21 protein-coding genes are annotated in these 23,170 nt (G+C 59.0%); 9 read left to right on the top strand and 12 right to left on the bottom strand.

All coding sequences use genetic code 11. The features are described from left to right. Positions 1–35 precede the first annotated feature (35 nt). From HQ912_RS12615 to HQ912_RS12605, 3 genes are read left to right on the top strand one after another with little or no spacing between them, the layout of a single operon-like run. Positions 36–512, top strand: coding sequence for a hypothetical protein (locus tag HQ912_RS12615; protein ID WP_173406857.1), 477 nt, complete (start codon positions 36–38; stop codon positions 510–512). Beyond that, entirely contained in the window at positions 509–1,897 is a 1,389-nt protein-coding gene (locus HQ912_RS12610) for a tripartite tricarboxylate transporter permease (RefSeq protein ID WP_173406856.1), read from the top strand. Before HQ912_RS12615 ends, HQ912_RS12610 begins: the two co-directional genes overlap by 4 nt. Before the next feature lie 51 nt (positions 1,898–1,948). Beyond that, positions 1,949–2,449 carry a lipocalin-like domain-containing protein gene (locus tag HQ912_RS12605; RefSeq protein WP_173406855.1) on the top strand — a complete coding sequence of 167 codons (501 nt, stop codon included), beginning with the start codon at positions 1,949–1,951 and terminating at the stop codon, positions 2,447–2,449. An 81-nt stretch (positions 2,450–2,530) separates the two neighbouring features. Here the strand turns inward: HQ912_RS12605 and HQ912_RS12600 are convergent, their stop codons facing one another. Beyond that, positions 2,531–3,841, bottom strand: a complete 1,311-nt coding sequence (locus HQ912_RS12600; protein ID WP_173406854.1) for an OprD family porin — start codon at positions 3,839–3,841, stop codon at positions 2,531–2,533. Positions 3,842–4,177: 336 nt separating this feature from the next. On the opposite strand from HQ912_RS12600, the gene mhpT reads away from it, so the two are divergent. Then, positions 4,178–5,395 (top strand): 3-(3-hydroxy-phenyl)propionate transporter MhpT, encoded by a 1,218-nt coding sequence (mhpT, locus tag HQ912_RS12595; RefSeq protein ID WP_240539566.1) that lies wholly within the window; start codon positions 4,178–4,180, stop codon positions 5,393–5,395. Positions 5,396–5,551: 156 nt separating this feature from the next. After that, on the top strand, positions 5,552–5,743 hold the full coding sequence (locus HQ912_RS12590; RefSeq protein ID WP_107322839.1) for a hypothetical protein: 192 nt from the start codon (positions 5,552–5,554) through the stop codon (positions 5,741–5,743). On the opposite strand, the gene HQ912_RS12585 is transcribed toward HQ912_RS12590, so the two are convergent. Further along, positions 5,740–6,696 (bottom strand): threonine dehydratase, encoded by a 957-nt coding sequence (locus tag HQ912_RS12585; RefSeq protein WP_107322840.1) that lies wholly within the window; start codon positions 6,694–6,696, stop codon positions 5,740–5,742. The two genes, HQ912_RS12590 and HQ912_RS12585, sit on opposite strands and share 4 nt — an antisense overlap. Before the next feature lie 97 nt (positions 6,697–6,793). Here HQ912_RS12585 and HQ912_RS12580 point away from each other — a divergent pair, with 97 nt between their 5' ends. Then, the gene (locus HQ912_RS12580) at positions 6,794–7,597 is read left to right on the top strand and encodes a helix-turn-helix domain-containing protein (protein ID WP_223194323.1); all 804 of its coding nucleotides are present in this window, start codon (positions 6,794–6,796) and stop codon (positions 7,595–7,597) included. On the opposite strand, the gene HQ912_RS12575 is transcribed toward HQ912_RS12580, so the two are convergent. The 7 genes from HQ912_RS12575 to HQ912_RS12545 all read right to left on the bottom strand — a co-directional run bounded on the left by HQ912_RS12575 (position 7,594) and on the right by HQ912_RS12545 (position 15,605). Next, positions 7,594–8,478 (bottom strand): universal stress protein, encoded by an 885-nt coding sequence (locus HQ912_RS12575; RefSeq protein ID WP_173406853.1) that lies wholly within the window; start codon positions 8,476–8,478, stop codon positions 7,594–7,596. The two genes, HQ912_RS12580 and HQ912_RS12575, sit on opposite strands and share 4 nt — an antisense overlap. Positions 8,479–8,676: 198 nt before the next feature. Further along, positions 8,677–9,681: a universal stress protein gene (locus HQ912_RS12570; protein ID WP_173406852.1), complete on the bottom strand. Its 1,005-nt coding sequence runs from the start codon at positions 9,679–9,681 to the stop codon at positions 8,677–8,679. Beyond that, the gene (locus HQ912_RS12565; RefSeq protein WP_260990081.1) at positions 9,678–10,019 is read right to left on the bottom strand and encodes a hypothetical protein; all 342 of its coding nucleotides are present in this window, start codon (positions 10,017–10,019) and stop codon (positions 9,678–9,680) included. The genes HQ912_RS12570 and HQ912_RS12565 overlap by 4 nt, the downstream gene beginning before the upstream one ends. A 349-nt stretch (positions 10,020–10,368) precedes the next feature. Continuing rightward, positions 10,369–11,622, bottom strand: coding sequence for an OprD family porin (locus tag HQ912_RS12560; RefSeq protein WP_173406851.1), 1,254 nt, complete (start codon positions 11,620–11,622; stop codon positions 10,369–10,371). Positions 11,623–11,710: 88 nt separating this feature from the next. Next, positions 11,711–13,015, bottom strand: coding sequence for a CitMHS family transporter (locus HQ912_RS12555; protein WP_047225552.1), 1,305 nt, complete (start codon positions 13,013–13,015; stop codon positions 11,711–11,713). 140 nt (positions 13,016–13,155) lie between these two features. Continuing rightward, a complete protein-coding gene (locus tag HQ912_RS12550) occupies positions 13,156–14,481 on the bottom strand; it encodes a dicarboxylate/amino acid:cation symporter (RefSeq protein ID WP_047225551.1) in 1,326 nt (441 codons plus the stop codon). Between the two features lie 41 nt (positions 14,482–14,522). Beyond that, positions 14,523–15,605, bottom strand: coding sequence for a 4-oxalomesaconate tautomerase (locus HQ912_RS12545; RefSeq protein ID WP_173406850.1), 1,083 nt, complete (start codon positions 15,603–15,605; stop codon positions 14,523–14,525). Positions 15,606–15,773: 168 nt separating this feature from the next. On the opposite strand from HQ912_RS12545, the gene HQ912_RS12540 reads away from it, so the two are divergent. Next, positions 15,774–16,664, top strand: coding sequence for a LysR family transcriptional regulator (locus tag HQ912_RS12540; protein WP_047225549.1), 891 nt, complete (start codon positions 15,774–15,776; stop codon positions 16,662–16,664). Positions 16,665–16,709: 45 nt separating this feature from the next. On the opposite strand, the gene HQ912_RS12535 is transcribed toward HQ912_RS12540, so the two are convergent. Beyond that, positions 16,710–17,537 carry an SDR family oxidoreductase gene (locus HQ912_RS12535; protein ID WP_076384163.1) on the bottom strand — a complete coding sequence of 276 codons (828 nt, stop codon included), beginning with the start codon at positions 17,535–17,537 and terminating at the stop codon, positions 16,710–16,712. A gap of 111 nt (positions 17,538–17,648) precedes the next feature. Between HQ912_RS12535 and HQ912_RS12530 the strand changes: the two genes are divergently transcribed. Then, a complete protein-coding gene (locus HQ912_RS12530; RefSeq protein ID WP_047225547.1) occupies positions 17,649–18,545 on the top strand; it encodes a LysR family transcriptional regulator in 897 nt (298 codons plus the stop codon). A 90-nt stretch (positions 18,546–18,635) separates the two neighbouring features. Here HQ912_RS12530 and HQ912_RS12525 read toward each other — a convergent pair whose 3' ends face one another. Next, positions 18,636–19,328, bottom strand: coding sequence for a type 1 glutamine amidotransferase domain-containing protein (locus tag HQ912_RS12525; protein ID WP_173406849.1), 693 nt, complete (start codon positions 19,326–19,328; stop codon positions 18,636–18,638). A 303-nt stretch (positions 19,329–19,631) separates the two neighbouring features. Here HQ912_RS12525 and HQ912_RS12520 point away from each other — a divergent pair, with 303 nt between their 5' ends. Then, positions 19,632–20,258, top strand: a complete 627-nt coding sequence (locus HQ912_RS12520; RefSeq protein WP_173406848.1) for a LysE family translocator — start codon at positions 19,632–19,634, stop codon at positions 20,256–20,258. A gap of 17 nt (positions 20,259–20,275) precedes the next feature. Here the strand turns inward: HQ912_RS12520 and HQ912_RS12515 are convergent, their stop codons facing one another. Then, entirely contained in the window at positions 20,276–23,170 is a 2,895-nt protein-coding gene (locus HQ912_RS12515) for an EAL domain-containing protein (protein ID WP_173406847.1), read from the bottom strand.

Here is a 23,170-nt window from a genome sequence, read left to right as displayed (position 1 = left end):
CAATAAAACCCCTCAGGGGCAGTGGGAGAATCCTTATGAAACCCGAACTGTTCGAAGTATGGGGCGACACGGTTGATGGTCGCCACCTGCTCTATTCCATAGGCATCGGTGCAGCCGTCAGCCTCGGCGCTTTTTTTATCGCCCAGCACTTGTTTGTCGGCTGGGTGGATTCCGTGCAGATGGCCCGCGCCTACGCGATGCTGGTAGGTATTGTCGGCTGCCTGGCAGGTGGCGCCATCAGTGCGCTGCTTTTCAAACCCAAGCGCAATGTCATCGAACATCTGGCTGATCCGGCCTGGCGCGCAAAAATCCTGATTGAGTTGCAGAACGAGTACGGCCCACTGGGCAGCCTGGCTGATCTGCCGCCGGCCACGATCGCGGAACTGCGTGAAATGGACCTTTATGAGCTGTTCGCCGATTACGAGAAAGGCCTTGTCGCTCCTGAGAAAAGCCCGGCTGCAACACCCACTGTTGGCGCCGATGCAGTCAGTGGCAATGGAGGTCAATCATGATCGTTCCACTGATGGATCAGGTCCTGATGGCACTGGGCATGGGGGTCCTGGGGGCGGTGATTTTTGCCGGGATCGGGCTGATCTCAGGGAGCGATGAAACCACTACCCTCGCCCCCTTGACCTTGCTGGTCGTCCTGCTGGGCGTGCCTGCCCCCGGCGTGCTGACATTCTTTCTGGCCGGCGCCGTCGCCAAACATATGACCCACGCCGTACCGACGGCGCTACTGGGTATTCCTGGCGACACCATGGCGACGCCACTGATGCGCGAGGCCAACTTTCTGCGCAATCTGGGCGTGCCCCACATTGCCCTGCGCAAGATGATTTCCGGGGCGGTCATTGCTGCGTTGATCGCGGTGCCAATGGCCGTATTGTTCGCGCTGATGCTCGCGCCGTTCGGCGACATGATCAAGCAGGCTGCGCCTTGGGTGTTCCTGCTTGCCGCGGTGGCGATCGCGTGGTTCTCCAAAGGCCGTCTGGCGGCCGTGCTGACGCTGATCCCGTTCGTCATGATCATTGTTGGCCTGCAAACCATGACCGCGCAGTTCGGCGTCAAGCTCAGTGTCAGTTACTTTCTGGGCATCGCGATTGGCCCGTTGATCGCCGCGCTGTTCTCGCTGCTCGCACCCGCCGAACGGGACACCATGCGACGCCAGCAAGTGCGCACGTTTTCCCTGTCACCCGACGTAAAAAGCTGGGGTGGATTCTTTCCTAATCCGCTCAAGGTGCTGGACAGCAAGCAGAGCATGTGGACGGCCATTACTGCGGTGATCTCCAGCGCGACCTTTGTGTTCAGCCCAGTGGCCATGACCGTGATCATGGGCGAGCTCGTCGGTTCGAGGGTCAAGCATGTCTACCATCGCCTGACCACTGTCATCACCGCTCGAAACGGCGTTACGGAGTCAACCTACCTGGCCGAAGCATTGATCCCGCTGATCGCCTTCGGCCTGCCCCTGAGCCCTGTCGCAGCAGGCCCGGCAGCGCCATTGTTCAACGCCCCGCCGCGCTTTAGCGTCGACGCGACGACAGGCCAGGTGAACAACCTGCATTCATTGCTCAGCACCTGGGAATTTTTTGGCTACGGCGTGTTGGCGGTGGTCGTGGCCATCCTGATCGCTTACCCCTTCACCATGAATTACGCCCACAGAGCCGCATCCTACGTGTCGCGCAAGATCAGTCACGAAGCGGTGATCTCGACCTTTGTTGGCCTGATCCTGGTGATCGGCATCTGGGAAGGTGGCCTGCTGGGGTTGCTGGTGATCGTCACCATCGGCCTGCTGGGCGGTTTCCTCTCACGCTTTTTGGGTTTCAACATCGGTGTGCAGTTCATGGGCTATTACACAGCCGTACTGTCTGTGCCTGCCCTGGTTGCCCTGATGAATGCGTGATGTTTTTAACTCTCTACAACAGTGTTCAGATAACCAACAACGGTGATTCCAATGACCCGGAAAATATCGGTACTGACGGTAGGTGCGATCATGGCCCTTTCGGTTTGCACGGCAGCGTTTTCCGCCATGAAAAGCCCGCTGGTCGGAACATGGAAAATGGTCAGCGCAACCATTGAACGTCAGGGCAGCCGGTCGGATGCGTACGGCCCCAACCCACATGGATGGCTGGTGTTCACTGAAGAATTGACGTTCGTCGAGGTGCTCACCGATCCGCGAGTGCCCGCGTTTCGATCCAACGCTCGGGGCGAAGGAACCGATGAGGAAAACCGGGCAGCGATGGCTGGGAGCATCGGTTTTTTCGGACGATATACCGTCGACCAGAACGGCGAGTTCACCGGCAATACCGTCGAAGGATCTACGTTCCCGAATTGGGTGGGCGCGACACGTACTCAAGATGACCTGCAACTGAAAGTCGACGGCAACCGAATGGTGGAAAACTTCCAGCGCCCCGATGGCACGAAGGTTCACATCATCTGGGAGCGGGTAAAGTAACTCTACGTCGCGAGCAGCCCTGCGGGGCCGACTCAGTTCATGAGTGGGCTGAGCACTGCTGGTATCCACTCGCCCCACGGCTTACCAGATCGGCACCGTGTAGAGCACCAGGAAGCGGGTCTGGTTTTCATCACGAAATGCCGCGCCGCTCGGGAAGTCGTTGCGATAGATCGACTTGCGCGCCATCAACCCGACATTCTTCAGCGGACCGCTCTGGATCACATACCCCAGCTCCATCTGGAACTCCCGCTCCTTGCGGTCGTCGGCATTGAGCGCCGCCAGCGCGATATTATCACCGCGCACGTAACGCAGCCGGCTCTTCAGGCCGGGCACCCCGGCGGCGGCGAAGTCATAGTCGTAGATTGCCTGCCAGGTCCGTTCCTTGGCATTGAGAAAGTCCGAGCTCATGGTCAATTCACTCATGCCCATCAACTCAGTGCCTGACACATAAGGCGTCGCTGTGTCGCCGCTGGCGTGCATGTAACCCAGGCTCAGGTGATGCCCGCCAAGGCGATAGCCGAACAGCGCCGACAGGTTGCGGTTGTCCACCTTGCCAGCCTTGGCAGTGCCATCTTCGTCGCTGAAGAAACTGCGCAGATCAGTGGTCAGCGTGCCCTCGCCTACCTGCATGTTATGCAGCAAGGCCAGGGTGTTCTGCTGGTACAGGTCGGCCACTTCGGCGTGGTAGGCGCGCAGGCTGAGGTCTTTGTTTACCTGATAATCGCCACCGACATAAGCCATGTGCGATGAGGTGGCCGCACCGTTGAAACGCCCGTTCGGCGAAGCGATGCTCATCGGCTGGTAGTTAGTGGAGTCACGCCTGTTGATGCGATCGATATAGCCGGTATTGAGCGTCAGTCCGTCGATGTCCTTGGAACTGAGCGTGGTACCGCGAAAAGTCTGCGGCAGCAACCGCGACGGGCTGGCAAAGGCGAACGGCAGGAAAATCGACACATCGCCGGTCTTCACCGTGGTTTGGGCAAAGCGCATTTTGGCAGTCATGGCCAGGCGCGAATATTCATCCGCCGCGCGCTTGTCGCTGCTGGATACCGGCAGTAATTCGGTGCCGCTGCGGTCCGGTGACGAGTCCAGCTTGACCCCGATCAATGCACGGGCGTCCAGGCCGAAGCCGACAGCGCCCGGGGTAAAACCCGACTCCGCATTCATGATGAAACCCTGAGCCCACTCCCGGGCCGCGGTTTTCGCCCCCTCGTCCTTGTAATCCCGGTCCAGGTAGAAATTGCGTAAGGTCAATGTGCCGCGGCTATCGTCGATGAAACCTTCCGACAGCGCTGGAGTGGCGACCGCACATAAGCCCAACAGGACGAAACCGCGTGCGCAAAGAGGTAAGTCTGAGGTCGTCGCAAGGACGCCCCGGGGTGAATTCGTCATGTCCTATGTCCACTTATTGTTGTTGTTTTTTTGAACGTGATCGCCAGCCATCCAGCCGCGATCTCGGGCCAGAGAGTGGGAAAAGCCGGAGGTGCCGTCAATCCACAATGGCCGATAATCGAACATTAATATTCGTATCTATTTCCAAGAAAACCTAAAAAACACAGGACATCCTGTTGATTTGAATAGGTTTATGTCGATGCGTTTGGACATTTTCCGTTAGCGTTCACTTTTTAGTTATCTTTGTTAATCTTAATTGCGGCTTGGCATTGCTGGATGCGAGCAAGCCTGCGTGCGCCCGTCAGCACACTCACAAAAACAATAAAGAGGTTTGCCATGGACACTCCATCACGTCGCACGACGCTGACTATTGCCCTGTGTTTTATCGTCGCTCTGATTGAAGGTTTTGACCTGCAAGCTGCCGGCACTGCCGCCGCAGGGTTGCGTCAGACCTTTGCCCTGGACCCGAAAATGATGGGTTGGGTGTTCAGTGCCGGCATCATCGGTTTGCTGCCGGGCGCCTTCTTCGGTGGCTGGATTGCCGATCGCATCGGTCGCAAGAAAATCCTCATCGCAGCGGTGCTGCTGTTTGGCGTGTTCTCGCTCAGCACCGCCTACGTCAGCTCTTTCTCCGGCCTGCTGCTGGTGCGTTTCATGACTGGCCTGGGCCTGGGCGCCGCCCTGCCCAACCTGATCGCCCTGTGTGCCGAAGCCGTGGGAGAGCAACGTCGCGGTACGGCCATCAGCATCATGTATGCCGGCGTGCCATTGGGTGGGGCACTGGCGGCGGTGGTCGCCATGCTGTTTCCCGAACATTGGCAGACGACCTTCATCATCGGCGGCCTCGCCCCATTGCTGGTGGTGCCACTGATGATGGTGCTGCTGCCTGAATCCAACGCCTTTCGCCAACAACAAAACAGCGTCAACCCGACGCGCACTTCAACCGGCCAGGCCTTGTTCGGCGAAGGCCGCGCCAGCGTTACCCTGGCGTTATGGTTGAGCTACTTCTTCACCCTGACCGTGATGTACATGTTGCTCAACTGGCTGCCCTCGTTGCTGCTGGAACAAGGTTTCAGCAAACCCCAGGCAGGCCTGGTACAGATGCTCTTCAATATCGGCGGCGCCCTCGGCTCCCTGCTCGGCGGAGTGTTGCTGGATCGCTGCAACGGCATCAAGGTGGTGCTGTTTGTGTACACCGGCTTGCTGGCAGCGCTGGGCGGGGTTGGCCTGTCCGTGGGCATCATCCCCATGGCCATCGCCGGTTTTGCCGCGGGGTTGTTTGTGATGGCTGCGCAACTGGTGCTTTACGCCCTGGCCCCGCCCTCCTATCCAACGTCGGTGCGCGCCACCGGCGTCGGCGCAGCGGTAGCGATCGGTCGTTTGGGCTCGGTGGCCGGGCCATTGGCGGCCGGGCAGATTCTGGCGGCCGGAGCCGGCACCACCGGTGTCCTGCTGGCCACCTCGCCCGGTTTGGTGATTGCAGCCTTGACGATCATCAGCGTCATTGCCCGCTCGACTTCGTTGAACGTGTCGATGAGTAAGGTCAAGGCCTGAGGCCATCCGAGCGGCGTAGGTAAACAGGTGCTGTTGTGGGGGCTCAAGGTGAAGCTGTTTGAAAGGCGTCAATTCCTGACTTTATCGTCTGCAATAATCTCGAACTCATTCCATACCCCTGCCTCTAATGTGTAGATCAACAGAGGTAACGCGATTATGAACAGCGATAACGGCATCGAATCAGAAGCAACCTCGAGTACCCCGCCGACCGATACGTCTGGCAAACCGGTCGATAAGAATCCTGAGGACAGCGCTACGCCCTCCTCAACTCAAACCAAGGAGCAGGAAGCAGAGGAACTCAGTCGAAAAATCGCGGAGATTGAGCGCAATGTGGCTGACGGTCACTAACCGATTACGCCCGCATACACCGATCGATCGACATTGCCACCCGACAGAATCACCCCCACTGTCTCCCCCGCCCGAGCTTCACGTTCCTGAATAAGCGCGGCCAAGGCGGCGGCCCCGGCTCCTTCGGCGAGGTTATGGGTGTCGGTGTAATAGACGCGCATGGCCTCGGCAATTTCCTGTTCGCTGACCGCTACGATCCGTGCGGCCCCGGCTGCGTAGAGGGCAAAAGCTGCGGGGATCGGTTTGCGCACGGCCAGGCCATCGGCGAAGGTATTTGCCGAAGCGGTTTCCTGTATTTCGCCCGCCTCAAAAGATAACTTTGCCGCCGCGGCTTCACGGGACACCACGCCCACCACCTGGGTCTTCAGACCCAGTGCGTCGCGGGCGGCGATCACGCCACAAATGCCCGATCCGCAGCCAATCGGCACGTAGACGGTATCGAGATGCGGCGCGGCAGTGAACAGTTCCAGGGCGTAAGTGGCCACGCCTTTGACCAGTTCCGTGTGAAACGGTGGCACCAGGAACAGGTCATGCGCTTGCGCCAAACGGGCGGCCTCTTCACGGGCCTCATCAAAATCCCGCCCACACTCAATGACTTCGCCGCCAAAGCCGCGCATGGCATTGTTCTTTTCCACCGAGTTGCCCTGCGGCACGACAATCAACGCCTTCAAACCCAGCGCGCTCGCCGCCAGCGCCAGGCTCTGGCCATGATTGCCGCGGGTGGCGGTGACGATGCCCTTCGCACCGGGATGTTCACGTTTGAGCCAATGCATGAAGGTGATGCCGCCGCGTATCTTGAAAGCGCCGGTGGGAGTGTGGTTCTCGTGCTTGACCCACACCGTGCAGCCCAGCCGCTGAGCCAGCAAGGGCCAGGCATACTGGGCGGTGGCGGGCATCACCTGGTACACATGGCGAGCCGCCTGTTCAATATCGTCACGAGTCAGTCGGTGCATGAAGTTATCTCCCTGAGTGGTTAGCCAGTCTAGGCATCGCCGCCGTGGGTCGGCTTTCAAAAAACCGACCTGACTTTTGCGCCGCTTCTTCACTACTATGGCGCTCATGAACCATCAAAACCGCCTACAGCCATCGCCCTTGTCTGAACCGGTCCGCCGTGTCGAGACTGGGTCCTGGGCGATCGAATTGTTGCCCAGCGCCGCTTACTCGACCCGCTATGTGGCGGCCCAGGCCTCCATCGGGTTTGCCTTCGACAGCCAGCGCGGCCTGCACGCCTTGGGCAGCGACCGGGTGCATCCTTTCGAGGCCATGCCCAACGGCCTGGCATTCGTTCCCGCCGGCTGCGACGTGTTCTCCGAGTCGCTCATGGGCGGTGAATACCTGCGCGTAACGCGGACCGACGGTATCCCCCTGAGCGGGGATCACCCATTCAACAATCACATCGATCAACAGGCCATTGACCTCGCGCTGCGAATGCGCGGCGCGCTGTTACGTGCCTGCGTGGAAGATGACTGGGAAACCTGGGCCTTGGCGCTGGCACAACGGGCAACCGGTGATAGCGCGTTGTCGACACCGGACCAAGGCGCTATCACCCCCCGGCGCATGCGCCTGCTTGATGAGTTTATCGAGGCAAATCTTGAAGGGCCGCTGGGCGTGTCAGCGATGGCAGGTTTGCTGGGGTTGTCCGAAGGATATTTCATGCGGGCCTTCAAGCTCGCCACGGGCAAAAGCCCGCACAGCTACCTGATCGACCGGCGTCTGGCCAAGGCCCGAGCACTGATGCGTGATTCCACCGCCAGGCTGTCGGAAATCGCCCTCGCCTGCGGGTTCAATTCCCAGGCGCACATGGCAACCACGTTCAAGCAACGGCTCGGGGTGAGCCCGATGCAGTTGCGCTAGACCGCCAAAACACTGCAAGGCACCTGATACAAGATATGCTCGGTGGTGCTGCCAAGCAGTTTCTCTCCGCCTGGATCCTGGACTCTGCCCATCACGATGACGTCCATGTGATGTGTGTTGGCAAACTCACTCAGCGCCGCAACCGGGTGTCCCAGAACGAAATGCCTGCGGCCAGGCGGAACGTTGTATCGACTGGCCAGTTTCAGAAACGATTGTTCCAACGCTTTGCGCTGCCATCGGGTCAGCTCCGACAGCGTTAAGCCTGTGTCTGACGCCTGGTAGTTTTGGGATATGTCGTAGGCATACAGCAAGTGCAGTTCAGCATCACACTGTTCGGCGAGACTGCAGGCCTGGCGAATAACGCGATCATTGAGTTCATTTTGTCCAGGCTCGGCCAGCGACGCCTCTACCGCCGCCACGACCTTGCGCGGCAAGGCAGGTCGAACCCCGCCCACCAGATACACCGGTACCGGTGAGTAACGCAGCAGGTGCCAGTCCAACGGGGTGAAAAAAGCACGCTTGAGCACCGACTCATGTTGGATTTCCTTGATCAACAGGTCAGGCTGCAATTCGCTGAAGTGGTCCAGGATGTCCTTTTCCATGTCATCAGCCCACGCCAGCTCGGTGGTCACATCGACCCCTCTGGCATGTAGCTTTTTCGCCTGTTCCCCCAACCAGTCGCGGTGGTCCTGCAGGTAACGCTCGCGTGTCTTTTCACGGTCACCCTCTTCAAGCAGCGACAACAGGTTCAAGGCAGGAATCAACGCCGCTATATGCAAGCGTGCAGCGCTGGCCTTGGCAAGCGCTGCGGCATGGTCGATCACCGGAGAATGGCGCAGGGCCAGGTGGGTGATGAGTAACAGCTGTTGATACCGGCCCATGATCTGCCTCCAGACAGGTGAAACTCAACCTCTGCCACTGCCAGCTACACATTCAGCCGTGACATCTGCGCCGGATCGGGCACCAGCGTCATTTCAGACTGCGCCGTCGGAAGATGCCTGACGTTGATAAATATCAACCGGAGCAAGGCTGCCGTTCTTCACGCCGCCGGCAGGCCACAGCGGCATAGAGGCAGCGGTCTAACCGTATCGTTTGGCCTGCTGCGGCGCTGCGTCGGCTGGCAACTTGATCATCAGGACGCTGCACATGGGGTCTTCGAGTATCCCTTCAGCGGTCAAGCCGATATCAGAGGCCTGCGTATGATGATCGGCCGCACCGATGACCAACAGGTTGTAAGCACTGCGCTGCAGATAAGCATGAATTGCATTCGCCGGAGCGCCGGGAATGAAGTGCCGATGCTGGCTGGCAATACCATGCTGGCTGGCCAAGGCATCGAACGCCTGTACCTGGGCCTCATAGAGGGACAGGTCACCGTGGCTGGCAGCGGCACAGTCGTAAACGCTGATCACGTGCAATGAGGCACCGCAGGCGTTTGCCAGGTGCCTGGCCGCCTCGATGAGCGAATGATTGTCGCGGTTTCCTTTCGCCTGTGACTCCATGTCAACCGCTACCAGAAACTTGCTGGGTGACTGAATCGGGCCCGGCAACACATAAAGCACGGCAATCGGGCTGACGCTCAAGAGTTCCCAGTCCAGTGCTGACAAACCGCGCTGCGCCAGGCCTGGGCGTTCCTGGATGTCCTTGATGATCAAGTCCGCTTCAACACGCTGCGCATAAGCAACGCATTCGACTGCCGAGGAACTGGCGCATACCAGCTCTGGATGGACATCCACGCCTTTTTCCTGCAGGTGCGCACTTTCACTTTCCAGCCATTTGCGACGCGACGACATTAAGTTATCGCGCACGATGTCGGGCCTCTCGGTGACTGCATGGCCGGGCGGCTCTACACCGTGGGGCTCAGTGAACATCGCCACGTGCAGTGGGACGCCCAGGGCGCGTGCCAGATCGCCAGCATACTCCAATCCTGGAGAGTGAGCTGCCTGAGGGGGGGCAAGAAACAGTAAACGCAATGGATGAGTCATTTCACACCTCGGCATCCGATGATAAAAATGGCGTCCCTGCGCATTCCTGCTTGGGTGGACAGGTGCCGCATAGAGCGGCTCTTTAGTCCTGATGAACTTCATTCATGGGGTAAGCCCGTGGCCAGTTCGACATTCGGCACCCACAGGGCATCAATGCAGGCCGAAGCGTCCTTCTGCGTCACAGGTTCAAGGGCCAGCGGTTCAAGCAGGCCCCTGTCGACCAATGCCAGACGCATGATTCCGTTTTTGTCGAGAAGCGAACTTGCCAGACATTCACACAAGGAGCGCGGCAGCGCGTCTGGCAGCGGGCCTATATCGGCATTCTCCAGCTCAAGCTCATAACGCTCGGTACAGGTGTCTGCCAGATCCTGCATCGCATGGGTGGCGAAATACGACACCGTGAAATATCCCGAGGTCAGCACCGCCAGAATCGACAGCAAAATGGCTGCCTGACGTTTTCTCGAGCGTGTGCCCCGAAGATGCAAAAACCCGGGCAATGCGGATTTGCTCCGGTCCTGAACCACCTGCGCCCCGCTGATGGGTCTGTTGTTTGTCATGACCGTATCTCTGCCCCATGCTTATCAAAAGAATGACGCCGATCAACGAATGCCGTTTGATCTGGATCAACCTCGTGCTGCTGTTTGCCATTTTTCTGGCTACAGCAACACGCGGTGGGCGTTCAGGAGTAGACCGTTGCAGGCTTGGTGGCCCTTGCTGGGCCACCCTGCCCGGCCCTGGAAAATCGACGATGACCGCCCACCCCTCCGCCATCAGGCGGGCGACGAACGATCACCAAAGGGCGATATCGTAGGTAAGGTAGATCCGGTTACTGTCCCGTCCCCTCGAGAATTCAGAGCGGTAGACGTAATTGCGCAGCTTCACGCCCAACCCTTTGAAGGAACCTTGCTGCACCACATAAGCCAGTTCAGCATCGCGCTCCCACTCTTTGATGGTGGTGTTGGACTCTCCATCGTCGCCGCTAAGGTAACGCGTGGAGAACGTCAGGCCGGGGACGCCCAGGGCCGCGAAGTTGTAGCCGTAGTTGAGCATCCATGTCTTCTCGTCTTCCTCTACGAACTTGCCTATGCCGGCGTTGCTGAAAGAATAAACGGACGCGCCGCTGATGTAGGGCAGCCCGGCGTCGCCCTTCAGTGTTTGATAGCCGCCGCCTACGGTATGGCCTGCGACAGCGTAAGTCAGCTGGCCGCTGAGCATATGGTTGTCGATTTTACCGCCATAGGCAGAACCGCTATCAACGCTGCGGAAGTAGCGCAGATCACTGGTCAGCACGCCTGGGCCGAGCGGCAGATCATGTTGGACACCCGCAAAGTTCTGCCTATAGAAGTTCTCCAGTTCGCCATGAAAGTAGCTGAGGCGAATCGTCTTGCCCAACTTGTAATCGGCACCGAGGTAACTGAAGTCCCCTGACTTATCGCCACTGTAGCCGTCTGGCACGATGGGCATACTGTCGCTCGAATCTCGCAACTTGAAACGATCAAGATAGCCGCCCGTCAGGCTAAGGTTATCAATGTCGGTGCTAGTGAACTGGCCGCCCTGGTAGGTCTGAGGCAGCAGTCGGGCATCGTTGTAAATGAGCACCGGCGTTTTAGGGAGCAACGTACCGTACTTGACGGTGGTTTTGGCAAATCGAGCCTTGGCGGTCATCCCGAAGCTCGCAAATTCATCGGCGGCACGACCGTCATCATGCACAGGCAGCAGACCGGTGCCGCTACGACCGCGGCCGGAGTCGAGCTTGACCCCCAGCAGGCCCAAAGCATCAATACCCAAACCGAGGCTGCCGGTCGTGAATCCCGACTGATAATCAAGCAAAAAGCCTTGGCCCCATTCGGTGCGCTCGCTCTTGGCGGTATTTGCCGCTCGCGCACTCATCCCATGTTCATCGCGGAAATTTTCATTGATGTAAACATTGCGCAATTGCAGCTTGAGTTTGCTGTCGTCGATAAAGCCTTGCGCATTGGCATTGGCCAGCGGCAACAAAGCCAGGAGAGTCAATAAAGCTCCACGGTTATAAACAGAGGTCATATCAAACTACTCATTGTTGTTATTTGGAATGCAGCTGACCGTCCGCCCCACTGGCATGGGGCGTCAGGTGTCAAAGAGGTTTGGAGAATCAGGAGAACAGACTGATTGCCCCAGTCAGCAAGGCCAACGCAGTCACGACCAGGGAAGTGAGCACCGCCCATTTGACGGTGGCTTTCTGGAAGTCGCCCAGATCACGGTCCACCATGCCGACCAGCAGCAGGGTCGAGGCCACCAACGGACTCATCAGGTGCACCGGCTGGCCGAGAATGGAGGCCCGTGCAATCTCGACCGGATCAATGCCATAGGCCGCTGCGGCGTTGGCCAGGATCGGCACGACACCGAAGTAGTAGGCATCGTTGGACAACACGAAGGTCAGCGGCATGCTGGTAATGGCAACCACCAGCGGGAACAGATGGCCCCAGGATGGCGGAATCCAGTCGACCAGGGTTTGCGCCAGCGCATCGACCATTTTCGTCCCGGAGAAGATCCCGGCAAAGATACCCGCGGCAAACACCAGCAGAACCACGGTCATGGCGTTGCCCGAATGAGCGAGAATTCGTTCTTTCTGAATATCCAGTTGCGGATAGTTGATCATCAACGCCAGAACAAAACCGATCAGGAACAGGATCGCCGAGTGCATGAGGCCCATGACCAGCGCAACCATCACCGCCGTCACCAGCAGCAGGTTGACGTAGGCCAGTTTCGGGCGCTTGTGCGGCGTGTCTTCAATAATCGCCTTGATGTAGCAATTACCCCCACCGCTTTGCAGATGGGTGTTGCCGATGCGCTTGCGTTCGGCACGCCCCAGCAGAAACGCCGTGAACACCACCCACATCGCACCGCCGATCATGGTCGGCAGCAAAGGCACAAAATACTCACCGGCGTCCAGGCCCAGCGCTGCGATCGCACGGGTCGCCGGGCCGCCCCAGGGCGTCATGCCGCTCATGATGCTCAACGAGAGCATGGAAATGGTCGCCAGGATCATCGGGTTCATGCCGATGCGCTTGTACAGCGGCAACATCGCTGCACAGGTGATCATGTACGTGGTCGTGCCGTCACCGTCCAGCGCCACCAACAGCGACAGCAGCGCCGTGCCCACGGCGATTTTCATCGGATCACCGTTAACTCGCTTGAGGATCTTGCGGATCAGCGGGTCGAACAGACCGGCATCGATCATCAGGCCGAAAAACAGGATTGCGAACAACAGCAGCGCCGCCGACGGCGCGACCATCTTCAAGCCGTCCAGCATCATCTTGCCGGTGGTACCGCCAAACCCGCCGATCACCGCGAAGACTATTGGCACCACCGTCAGGGCGACGATCGGTGACAAACGTTTGGTCATTATCAGGAAGGTGAAGACCACCACCATGGCCAAGCCAAGTAAAGCGAGCATAAGTCAGATCTCTTGTTGTTATGAGTAGCTTGGCCGACATTCAGGCGCACGCCATCCCACTCGCCAGGCGACACTCGAATGATTGCCTGGCGCAGGTATTCAGGAAGATAACGCGGTGATGTCGGGTCAGCCGTGACCGGTTAGATGTGATTCGCGACCTTTGTGTCGTCCCAGGCGTGCTCCGTTGCCTGGATGTGCCTCGGGGAGGGTTTGCCATCCAGGGTCTGCAACAGCACATCGCGGTCGCAGGCATTCTCCGAGATGGAGATCACCACGGTCGCCACTGCGTTGCTCGCCAGGCTGGTCAGCGCCCGCGCCTCGGACATGAACCGGTCGATCCCGATCAACAGGGCCAAACCGGCCAGAGGAATATCGTGGATGACGGTCAGGGTCGAGGCCAACGCGACAAAGCCGCTGCCGGTAACACCTGCGGCGCCCTTGGAAGACAGCAACATGATCGCCAGCATGGTGATGACCTGGGTCAGCGTCAGGTCGATGTTGCAGGCCTGTGCAATGAAGATGGCCGCCAGCGACAGGTAGATCGCCGTGCCATCGAGGTTGAACGAGTAACCGGTTGGCAGCACCAGCCCCACGACGCCCTTCTTGCAACCCAGGGCCTGGAGCTTTTCCAACATCCGCGGCATCACCGGTTCAGTCGAAGAAGTGCCCAGCACCACCAGGAATTCCTCGCGCAGATAACGCAACAGCTTCCACAAACTGAAGCCGTGTGCACGGCAAATGCTGCCCAACACAACGAAGACGAAGAAGGCGCAAGCGACGTACAGGGTCATGATCAGCTTGGCCAGCGAGCCCAGCGACGTGATGCCGTACTGCCCGACAGTGAAGGCCAAGGCTCCGAAAGCGCCGATCGGAGCAAAACGCATCAGGTAGGAAAATATCTTGAACACCATGTGCGAAGCTGATTCCAGCACATCCAGCACCGGCTTGCCGCGCTCGCCCAAGGACGACAGGGCAAAGCCGCAGAGCACTGCGATAAACAGCACCGGCAGCACCTCGCCTTTATTGAAAGCGCCAATAAAGGTGTCGGGAATGATGTGCATGAAGAAGTCCACCACACTCAGCTTCGCAGCGGAGTCGGTGTATTGCGACAGGCCCTGGGTGCTCAACTGGGTCGGGTCTATGTTCATGCCTGCACCGGGCTTGAACAGGTAGACCGACACAAGGCCAATGATCAGGCTGATCACCGTCAGCGCCAGGAACAGCAGCATGGTCTTGCTCAACAAGCGCCCCAGCGAGCGCTTGTCACTCATGCCGGCGATGCCGGTGACAATCGTGCAGAACACCACCGGTGCGATCATCATCTTGATCAACTTGATGAAAGCATCACCCAGCGGCTTCAAGGCAATCGCCTGTTGCGACCAGAAGTGCCCGACCAGCACGCCCAGCAGCACGGCGCAGATGATCTGGAAGTAGAGCGATTTAACAACTTTCATGGCATCACCCATTTTTAGAATTGTTCTGATGCAAACGACAATGACTGCCTGGACTATCCGGCCAGCCGGTGTGAAGCGGTGGCGTAGACGAAACCTGAGAAAAGCCGGCGGGCGGTACGCACCACCGAGGCACGAATGGTCTCACCCTTTTCGCCGGTGTAGGACAGTACGACGTCGATACCACCGCTTGGGTGCTCAATACGAACCTGCTGCAGACGCGGCTCGCTGATGCCGCCGAGCAACTGCGCCACTACGCTGCCTTGCGTCACGCAAGCGGTGGCCAGACCGATGGAGCCAGTGATGGCCAGGGCACGGTGACAGTTGTGCGGCATGAAATAGCGCACCTGGACCGTCCCGCCCGACTTGGCAGGAGACACCAGCACCGGCTTGGGGATGACCTTGTCACTGACATCACCCAGGCCCATGGCCAGGCCGGCTTTGAGTCGCAGGGACTCCAGGCGTTGCAGGAACGCCTTATCGGCGTCCAGTTCAGCGGGGCTTTCATCGCCGCGCTTGCCAAGCTGACTGGCCTCGACGATCAGCATCGGCATCGCCATGTCGATACAGGTCACCGGGATACCATCGATCAGGTCCAGCGATTGCCCCGTCGGGAAGAGCTTGCCGGTCTTGCTGCCAGCCGCATCCAGAAAGGTCAGTTGCACCGGAGCCGCCGTGCCAGGCACGCCGTCGATGGCGGTGTCCCCTTCATAGCTGACCTTGCCCTCAGGGGTTTGCACCTCTGAATTTACGAAGGTCCCGGTATTGAGGTTGCGGATCCGCACGCGGGTCAGATCGCCGGAAGGCTTGACCAGCCCCTGCTCGATGGCGAACGGGCCGACGGCGCACAGCATATTGCCGCAGTTGGGCGCGGTATCGACCCGGCGCTGGGAAACCATGACCTGGACGAACAGATAGTCGACATCCGCGTCCGGGTGCAACGATGGGCTGACGATTGCCACTTTGCTGGTTTGCGGGCTGCCGCCACCGATGCCGTCGATTTCCAGCTCATGGCCGGACCCCATCAGGTTGAGCAGCAGCTCATCACGTTCGGCGATGGCACTGGGCAGGTCCCAGGCAAGAAATACGGGCCCTTTGGAAGTACCACCGCGCATCAGCACACAAGGAATTCGCTGCATGAACACTAACTCTTGTTGATCAATCTGGATAATTGATGTTCTGGACACAAGAGTGGCAGGGTTCTAAAAGTGTTTCCAATGCAAAGATCAGAGCAATTATTGCGTTTCACGAATTAATTAATTTACGATGATTTCCCAGCGCATCGCTCTTGCCCGGTGAGAAAGAACATGGAATACGAGCTTCAGGACATACGATCTTTCGTGAAAATCGCTGAACTAGGCAGTTTTCATGAAGCCGCCGATGCGTTGCATCTCTCTCAACCGGCCCTGAGCCGGCGCATGAAAAAACTCGAGGAAGGCCTGGGGACCGCCTTGCTGGATCGCACCACCCGCAAGGTCAGCCTGACGAGCGTCGGGCGCGATTTCCTGCCCAAGGCGCGGCGCTTGCTGGATGATTTCGACGACTCGATTCTCAATATTCGCGAACTGGCGGAGCGCCAGATCGGTCGGGTGACCTTGGCCTGCATCCCCACCGCGGCCTTCTATTTCCTGCCTTCGGTGATCCGCCTCTATAACGAGCGCTACCCCAAAATCCGCATCCGCCTGCTCGACCTCAGCGCAAACGAAGGGCTCGAGGCGGTACTGCGTGGCGAAGCCGATTTCGGTATCAATATGATGAGTGGCCAGCACCCGGATATCGAGTTCGTGCCATTGGTCAACGAACCTTTCGTTTTAGCTTGTCGACGCGACCATGAACTGGCCAGACGCAGCTCGGTAAGCTGGTCTGAGCTCAGCGATTACCGACTGATCGGTGTCGGTCGTCTCAGCGGCAACCGAATGCTGCTGGACCACGCCTTGTCGGGTTTGAGCTGGCGTCCGCAGTGGTTCTACGAAGTGCAGCACTTGTCTACATCGTTGGGGTTGGTCGAGGCCGGCCTCGGGGTGTCGGCCATGCCCAGCCTCGCAATGCCAGCCGAGGATCACCCGACATTGGTCAGCGTGCCGTTGATTGATCCGGTGGTAAACCGATCGCTGGGCCTGGTCTATCGAAGGGGCGCATCGCTCTCCCCGGCCGCGGAAAAATTTGTCTCGATATTGCTTGAACAATGGGAACACTGATTTTTCGGGGTCCATGATCAGGACTGGATGAGAAACGGGCCGATCTCAGTCAACCTCCGTGCTCATTGCAAGCGCTTGATATTGCTCCAGCTCAGCCAGCCGTTGGACCAGGGCATTGCGAACACGCTCGTAAGCCCCGCTGCCTAGCAGTAGACGCCTGGGTGCGGGATCGACGTCGACAATCTCGAGCATGATCCTGGCCATTTTCTGCGGGTCTCCGGTAAGCGGGAAAGTACCCTCGGCGATTGCTTTACGCACTTCACCGGCAGGCGTTTGCTCGTACTCAGCCATCGCGGGCGGACGAACCAGCGCGGCGCCGAAATTAGTTCGTGTCGGGCCCGGCTCTACCAGGGTGAACTCGATCCCAAAAGGCGCAACCTCCAGAGCGACCGACTCAACGAATCCCTCAATGGCCCATTTGCTTGCGTGGTAAAGGCTGAAGTTCGGGTAAGCGAGCTGCCCGCCCTCCGAGGACACTTGAAGAATTCGACCGCCCCCCTGTTTGCGCAGAAACGGTAGGCAGGCACGGATGAGTTGAATAGAACCGAGCAGATTCGTTTGCAACTGCTGGTCGATCTGTTCATCGCTGGCTTCCTCCGCCGCACCAAACAACGCGTAGCCCGCACTGCTCACCACAACATCAATACGTCCTAGCTCGGTGAACGCCTGATGAACCACAGCGCGGATGGCCAATGCGTCGTTTACATCGAGCAACGCTGTCCACAGTTGCTCGCCGTAGCGTGTCTTCAAGTGACTCAAAGCCTGAGGCTTACGCAAAGTAGCCGCCACACGGTCCCCCCGTTCCAGCAATTGTTCGACCACCGCCAGACCAATGCCGGACGAACTTCCAGTCACTAACCAAGTTTTGCTCATGTGCTTGATCTCCGAATGAAGGGTGAGTTGCCATCGATGTGAGACCAAACTACGTCAGCCGGACTGCTGCTACTATGGGGCATAATTCGGATGAGCTAATGAAATATAGCCATGAATCAATTGCCCCTTTCGCTTGCCGATTTACGCGCGCTGACCCGCATCGTTGCTCATCGCAGCTTTCGTAAAGCGGCCGATGAGTTGGGCCTGTCAGCCTCTACCCTGAGTCATATGATGAAAACGCTGGAGGCCGGTCTTGGGGTGCGTTTGCTGCACCGCACCACGCGCAGCGTTTCACCGACGGCAGCGGGAGAGCGTCTGCTAAGACGACTGGCGCCTGTGTTGCGCGAATTCGAGCTGGCGATTGAGGAAGTCAATGAATACCGGGATCTTCCCAGCGGCACTTTACGGATCAATGCCAGCGAACAGGCCGCGCGCGTTTTGATGAAAGCTGCCCTTCCGATATTCCTGGAACGCTTCCCCCAGATGTCGGTTGACCTCGTGACCGAGGGCCGTCTGATCGATATCGTGGCCGAGGGCTTCGACGCCGGTATCCGTTTAGGTGAAGCGATCCCCCAAGACATGATCGCCGTGCCGATAGGAACGGATACGCGATTTATTACCGTGGCGTCCCCCCAATACCTGAAGACTCATCCTGTCCCCCTTACGCCGGATGATCTGCCAGGACATCAATGCATCTGCATCCGGATGCCCAGTGGTAAACCTTATAGATGGGAATTCTCCAGGAACGGACAATCCTTGGTCATCGAGCCCAAAGGACAGCTAACTCTCGATAATGCCGAAATCATGGTCGATGCAGCCATATCCGGGCTCGGCATCGCTTACGTGCCAGAGCAGACGGTATCGCAACCTTTGGCAGACGCTCGTCTGGTCGAGGTCCTCGCGGATTGGTGCCCCAGGATTCCTGGGCTGTTTCTGTATTATCCGGGGCACCGCTATATCCCATCAGGCTTGCAGGCCTTCATCGAGGTCTTGCGCGAGTCTCATTGATTGTCCGCGACTGTGCATTCGAACATAACGGCATGCGCCCTTGCGAGGTGAACGCGCGTCGGTTGCGATCCGGCCCTTGTTTGAGCTGACTCAAGCCTTCTGCTCTTGCTGCAAGCGCTTGAGCAGCGCGTTGGCGGCGGCTTCGGAAGAAGCCGGGTTCTGACCGGTGATCAGATGGCCATCCTCGACCACGTAACTCGCCCAGTCTGCCGCCTTTGAATACTCGCCACCTCTGGCTTTGAGCATGTCCTCCACCAGAAATGGCACCACCTGGGTCAATCCCACGGCCTCTTCTTCAGAGTTGGTGAACCCGGTCACTTTCTTGCCCTTGACCACTGGATGGCCATCCGGCTCGTTGACGTTCTTGAGCACCCCAGGCGCGTGACAGACGGCCGCGATGGGTTTATTCGCGGCGTAAAAGGCTTCGAGGAGGGTCTTGGAATCAGTGTCCTCGGCCAGATCCCACAGCGGCCCATGACCTCCGGGATAGAACACGGCATCGAAGTCGTAGGGATCAATTTCGCCCAGCGGCACCGTGTCGGCCAACGCTGCCTGGGCCCGGGTATCGGCGCTGAAGCGGCGAGTGGCGTCCGTCTGGGCCTGTTCCTCGTCGCTCTTGGGGTCCAGCGGCGGTTGCCCTCCCTTTGGTGAGGCGAGCGTAACCGTCACTTTGGCGTCGACAAACACGTAATAGGGCGCGGCGAATTCTTCCAGCCAAAACCCCGTTTTCTTGCCGGTGTCACCCAACTGATCGTGGGACGTCAGGACCATTAGAATGTTCATGTAAACCTATCCTCCAAGTCGGAATGAGCGGCGTATGTTCGCCCTGCATTACGTCAGAGGCCGCGTGGTAGTAGACGTTCAAGTGGGTGAAGCGAATCCTCATGAAACGGTCGTTGATCCCAGCGTTACTCCCCCCATCAGCCCCGCTGCCGAGGAGTTCGGGGCCCGTTATTGAGTTGCCGAACCGGTTCACCGCTGCTAGAAATGAAAGACCTTGGCCTTGTCTCTGCCAGCGCCACAATCCAGGACAGCCTCGCGGGCATCATCCGTTGACCCCATTCATACCTCACAGGGAGCTTCACCGTGTTTCCGATGGATATCTGGTTCACCTACACCGCAGCCTGCGTGCTGCTGGTCTTGTCACCCGGTCCTGACAATCTGCTGGCCATAGGACGGGGGCTGAGCCAGGGTCGCCTGGCCGCCATCGTGTCCGGCCTGTCGTCTGGGCTGGGCATTTTGTTTCACGTCACCACCGCCTCGTTGGGGCTGACGCTGTTGATCCAGACCTCGACGGTTGCCTTCTGGGTCGTCAAATTGGTAGGGGCGGCCTATCTGGTCTGGCTCGGGATCAAGGTGCTGCGCTCCAGAAGCCTGATAACCTTCGCGCCCGCCGCACGACAGCCACTGCGAAGCATTTTGCTTACAGGCTTTCTTTCGGCGGCGCTAAACCCCAAACCCGGGTTGTTCGTCCTGGCGTTCATCCCTCAATTCATCAACCCCGCGCTCGGCTCGGTCACCGTACAGATGCTGGTCTACGGGTTCTGGTTCGCCCTGCTGACGGCCGTGGGGTTCTCGTTGATGGGGGTCTTCGCCACGCGCCTGTCGCAATACATCTGTCAACGCCCACGCCTTACCAACGGACTGAACCTCGGGGCGGGATTGACCTTCATCGTGTCAGGACTGTCCATCGCCGCCCTCAGGCAGAAATAACCGCCCGTTCCACGCACCTAGCCACCAACCAGCGAAGTCGCCAGCAATGCCTCCAGCCCCATCGGCTTGGCGAAATAATAACCTTGGGCCTGCCCTGCCCCCATCTCCCGCAGCAAGAGCAACGTCGCTTCATCTTCGACACCTTCGGCCACCACGCTAAGGTCCAGTGATTCGGCCATACGCACGATCGCCCGGACGATCGCGCGACTGCGGGGGCTGGTGGTCAGTTCGAAAATGAACGACTTGTCGATCTTCAAACCGCTGAAACGGTATTGATGCACATAGCTCAGGGATGAAAATCCTGCGCCAAAATCATCGAGCACCACCGACATGCCGTTGTCGGCCAATTGCTGCATGGTCAGTCGGGCAATGGCGGGCTCGGCCACCAGCGCACCTTCGGTCAACTCCAGGCAGATCCGCGACGGCGCGACGTTGTAACGGGCCAACAGTGCCAGCACATCATCGGCAAAATCCGGGCGCGTCATGCTGTAGCTGGAGCAATTGACATGCACCGGTGGCCAATTGGCGTGTTGCGGTAGTGCGAGGATCGCCACGATGCTGGTGAGCATGTACAGATCCAGTCGACCGATCAGACGCAACCCCTCGACATCGGGCAGAAACTCGCCCGGCGCGATGATCCGGCCACCCGGTTGATGCCAGCGGATCAGCGCTTCAAGGGCCACCAGCTCGCCGCTTTCGACGCTGACAATCGGCTGGAAATACGGCAGCAGTTCGTCGGTACGCTTGAGCGCATTGCGCAGGTGCCCTTCACGCTCAACCTGGTCCGAGACTTCACGACGCACTTCCTGGTTGAACACCGCGTAACTGTCGCGCCCGGCATTCTTGACCCGGTACATCGCCGCATCGGCATCGCGCAGCAAGTCCGCGGGTTCGTGGTGAAACTGACTGTCGGCGCTGACAATACCGATACTGCACGACGAAAACACTTCGTGGCCATTGATGAAAAACGGCAGGTCGAACACCGACAGAATCCGCTCGGCGATTTCGATCACCACCTCCAGTGTCGCCTCGGGCGCCAGCACTGAAAACTCATCGCCCCCCAGGCGGGCCAGCATGTCGGTGTCACGCAGGCAACTGCGCAAGCGGTGGGCGGCCTGCATCAACAGCAAATCGCCAAAATGGTGGCCGAAGCTGTCGTTGACCATCTTGAAGCGGTCGAGGTCGATGAACATCACCGACAGTTGCCCGCCTTCGCTCTCGAACCGCGCCCAGGCCACATTGAGGCGCTGCTGCAGGTAGGAGCGATTCGGCAGCCCGGTCAGCGCATCATGGGCGTTTTCGTGTTGCAGCTTGGCGTTGGCGTGATCCAGTTCGCGGGTGCGGTCCTGCACCCTGGCTTCGAGCTTGAGGTTGGCGGCATGGATCGCTTCTGCGGCCGTGCGGCGCGACAATGCCGTATCAATGTGCCGTGACACGAACGTCAGCAGTTCCTGGTCGCGCAAGGTGTAGCGCACCTGGGAGGTATAGCTTTGCACCGCCAGCACACCCCGTACCACATCGCCATCGAACAACGGAATGCCCAGCCAGGAATGGAAGCGGACCGACTCGTAGGCCACTTCGAGTTCACCCTGTGCAGACAACCGATCCGCGTCGAAAGGATCAATCAGGCAAGGACGACGCTGGCGGATAACGTACTCAGTCAGGCCCCGGCACCCACGGCGTGCCTCAGGCAGGGTGGTTTTGCGCTCATCGACATAATACGGAAAGGTCACTTCACCGATCGCGTCGTCGAACAGCGCGATGTAGAAGTTCTCCGCGAACAGCAGATCCCCGACAATGCCATGCAAGGTTTGGAACAGCTCCGCCATGTCGCCAGGCTGGCTCGACAGTTCTGCAATCTGAAATAGCGCACTCTGCAGGTGTTCGGCGCGCTCTCGATCTGCCACTTCCTGCCTCAGCGCGTCATTGACTGCCGACAGTTCCAGCGTGCGACGCATCACCGTCTCTTCCATGCCCTCACGGTGCAGAATCCGGTCCAGCGCCATGGCCACGTGCCGGGCCACCACCAGAAACAGCGCGCGGTCTTCGGCGCTGTAGGTGCGTGCAACGTCGTAGACCTGCATGGCAAGCATGCCAAACACTTCATCGGCGGCATTTTTCAGCGGAGCGCCCATCCAGAATTCGGGACGATCACCTACGCAATAGAAACGACCCTCGGCCTGAGCGGCGCAAATGCCGGCGGCATCGATCAGCAACGGCTGGCCCGAGGTCAGCACCTGGCCGGTCAACGACAGACGCGAAGGGTCTAGGTATTCGTAGTGTTGGGACTCCACGGCATCGACGTCGATGATGTCGACGTAGTACGGGTAGTCGATTTTTCCGCTGTGGGGGTCATACAGCGCGAGATAAAAGTTCTCGGCGTCGATCAGGCTGGCGAGCAGCCGATGAACCCCCACCAGGAACACGGAGCGGTCGCGGGTGGAACTGGCCAGGTAGGTAATTTCATACAGCACACGCTGAGTAATCTGGGCCCGGGCCAGGGTATTGGTCTGTACCTGGATGCCCAGGCATCGGGCAAACTCGGCGAGGGCCGGCTCCTCGGTATCGGTGACTGGCGCCAGTAGCCAACCCAGCACACTTTCGCCCCGACCGGTCGGCCAGCGGCACAACCGTCTGGTCCGGCAGAAGGTCTCGAACTCGGCGTTCGCAACGCTGGCCGGCCACTGTTGCCCTGGGTCGCCCTGCCCCAGCAGATGCAGTTGTTCACCGGCGCGATAAACCACCCACTGGGTGGTGTGGGCCCAGGTGCGGGCTGATTCCAGCAATTGTTCGATCGCGTCTTCCTTGCCAACGTATGCCATGCCGGCCGCATCCGGGTTTTCTTGCAGGTGAATTGCCACACCGTAATGGTTCGATGGCTGCGGGGGATCGCTCAATGGGCGAAAACTCAT

The sequence above is a fragment of the Pseudomonas sp. MPDS genome, assembly GCF_013283895.1.
In the GTDB taxonomy this organism is placed as follows: Bacteria; Pseudomonadota; Gammaproteobacteria; order Pseudomonadales; family Pseudomonadaceae; genus Aquipseudomonas; species Aquipseudomonas rhizophila.
This window is presented reverse-complemented; position numbering and strand designations above follow the sequence as displayed.

Excerpts from the sequence above, each read along its gene's own strand:
- HQ912_RS12615 (WP_173406857.1), top strand. The coding sequence starts at position 36 with ATGAAACCCGAACTGTTCGAAGTATGGGGCGACACGGTTGATGGTCGC.
- HQ912_RS12610 (WP_173406856.1), top strand. The coding sequence starts at position 509 with ATGATCGTTCCACTGATGGATCAGGTCCTGATGGCACTGGGCATGGGG.
- HQ912_RS12605 (WP_173406855.1), top strand. The coding sequence starts at position 1,949 with ATGACCCGGAAAATATCGGTACTGACGGTAGGTGCGATCATGGCCCTT.
- HQ912_RS12600 (WP_173406854.1), bottom strand. The coding sequence starts at position 3,841 with ATGACGAATTCACCCCGGGGCGTCCTTGCGACGACCTCAGACTTACCT.
- mhpT (WP_240539566.1), top strand. The coding sequence starts at position 4,178 with ATGGACACTCCATCACGTCGCACGACGCTGACTATTGCCCTGTGTTTT.
- HQ912_RS12590 (WP_107322839.1), top strand. The coding sequence starts at position 5,552 with ATGAACAGCGATAACGGCATCGAATCAGAAGCAACCTCGAGTACCCCG.
- HQ912_RS12585 (WP_107322840.1), bottom strand. The coding sequence starts at position 6,696 with ATGCACCGACTGACTCGTGACGATATTGAACAGGCGGCTCGCCATGTG.
- HQ912_RS12580 (WP_223194323.1), top strand. The coding sequence starts at position 6,794 with ATGGCGCTCATGAACCATCAAAACCGCCTACAGCCATCGCCCTTGTCT.
- HQ912_RS12575 (WP_173406853.1), bottom strand. The coding sequence starts at position 8,478 with ATGGGCCGGTATCAACAGCTGTTACTCATCACCCACCTGGCCCTGCGC.
- HQ912_RS12570 (WP_173406852.1), bottom strand. The coding sequence starts at position 9,681 with ATGAAGTTCATCAGGACTAAAGAGCCGCTCTATGCGGCACCTGTCCAC.
- HQ912_RS12560 (WP_173406851.1), bottom strand. The coding sequence starts at position 11,622 with ATGACCTCTGTTTATAACCGTGGAGCTTTATTGACTCTCCTGGCTTTG.
- HQ912_RS12555 (WP_047225552.1), bottom strand. The coding sequence starts at position 13,015 with ATGCTCGCTTTACTTGGCTTGGCCATGGTGGTGGTCTTCACCTTCCTG.
- HQ912_RS12550 (WP_047225551.1), bottom strand. The coding sequence starts at position 14,481 with ATGGGTGATGCCATGAAAGTTGTTAAATCGCTCTACTTCCAGATCATC.
- HQ912_RS12545 (WP_173406850.1), bottom strand. The coding sequence starts at position 15,605 with ATGCAGCGAATTCCTTGTGTGCTGATGCGCGGTGGTACTTCCAAAGGG.
- HQ912_RS12540 (WP_047225549.1), top strand. The coding sequence starts at position 15,774 with ATGGAATACGAGCTTCAGGACATACGATCTTTCGTGAAAATCGCTGAA.
- HQ912_RS12535 (WP_076384163.1), bottom strand. The coding sequence starts at position 17,537 with ATGAGCAAAACTTGGTTAGTGACTGGAAGTTCGTCCGGCATTGGTCTG.
- HQ912_RS12530 (WP_047225547.1), top strand. The coding sequence starts at position 17,649 with ATGAATCAATTGCCCCTTTCGCTTGCCGATTTACGCGCGCTGACCCGC.
- HQ912_RS12525 (WP_173406849.1), bottom strand. The coding sequence starts at position 19,328 with ATGAACATTCTAATGGTCCTGACGTCCCACGATCAGTTGGGTGACACC.
- HQ912_RS12515 (WP_173406847.1), bottom strand. The coding sequence starts at position 23,170 with ATGAGTTTTCGCCCATTGAGCGATCCCCCGCAGCCATCGAACCATTAC.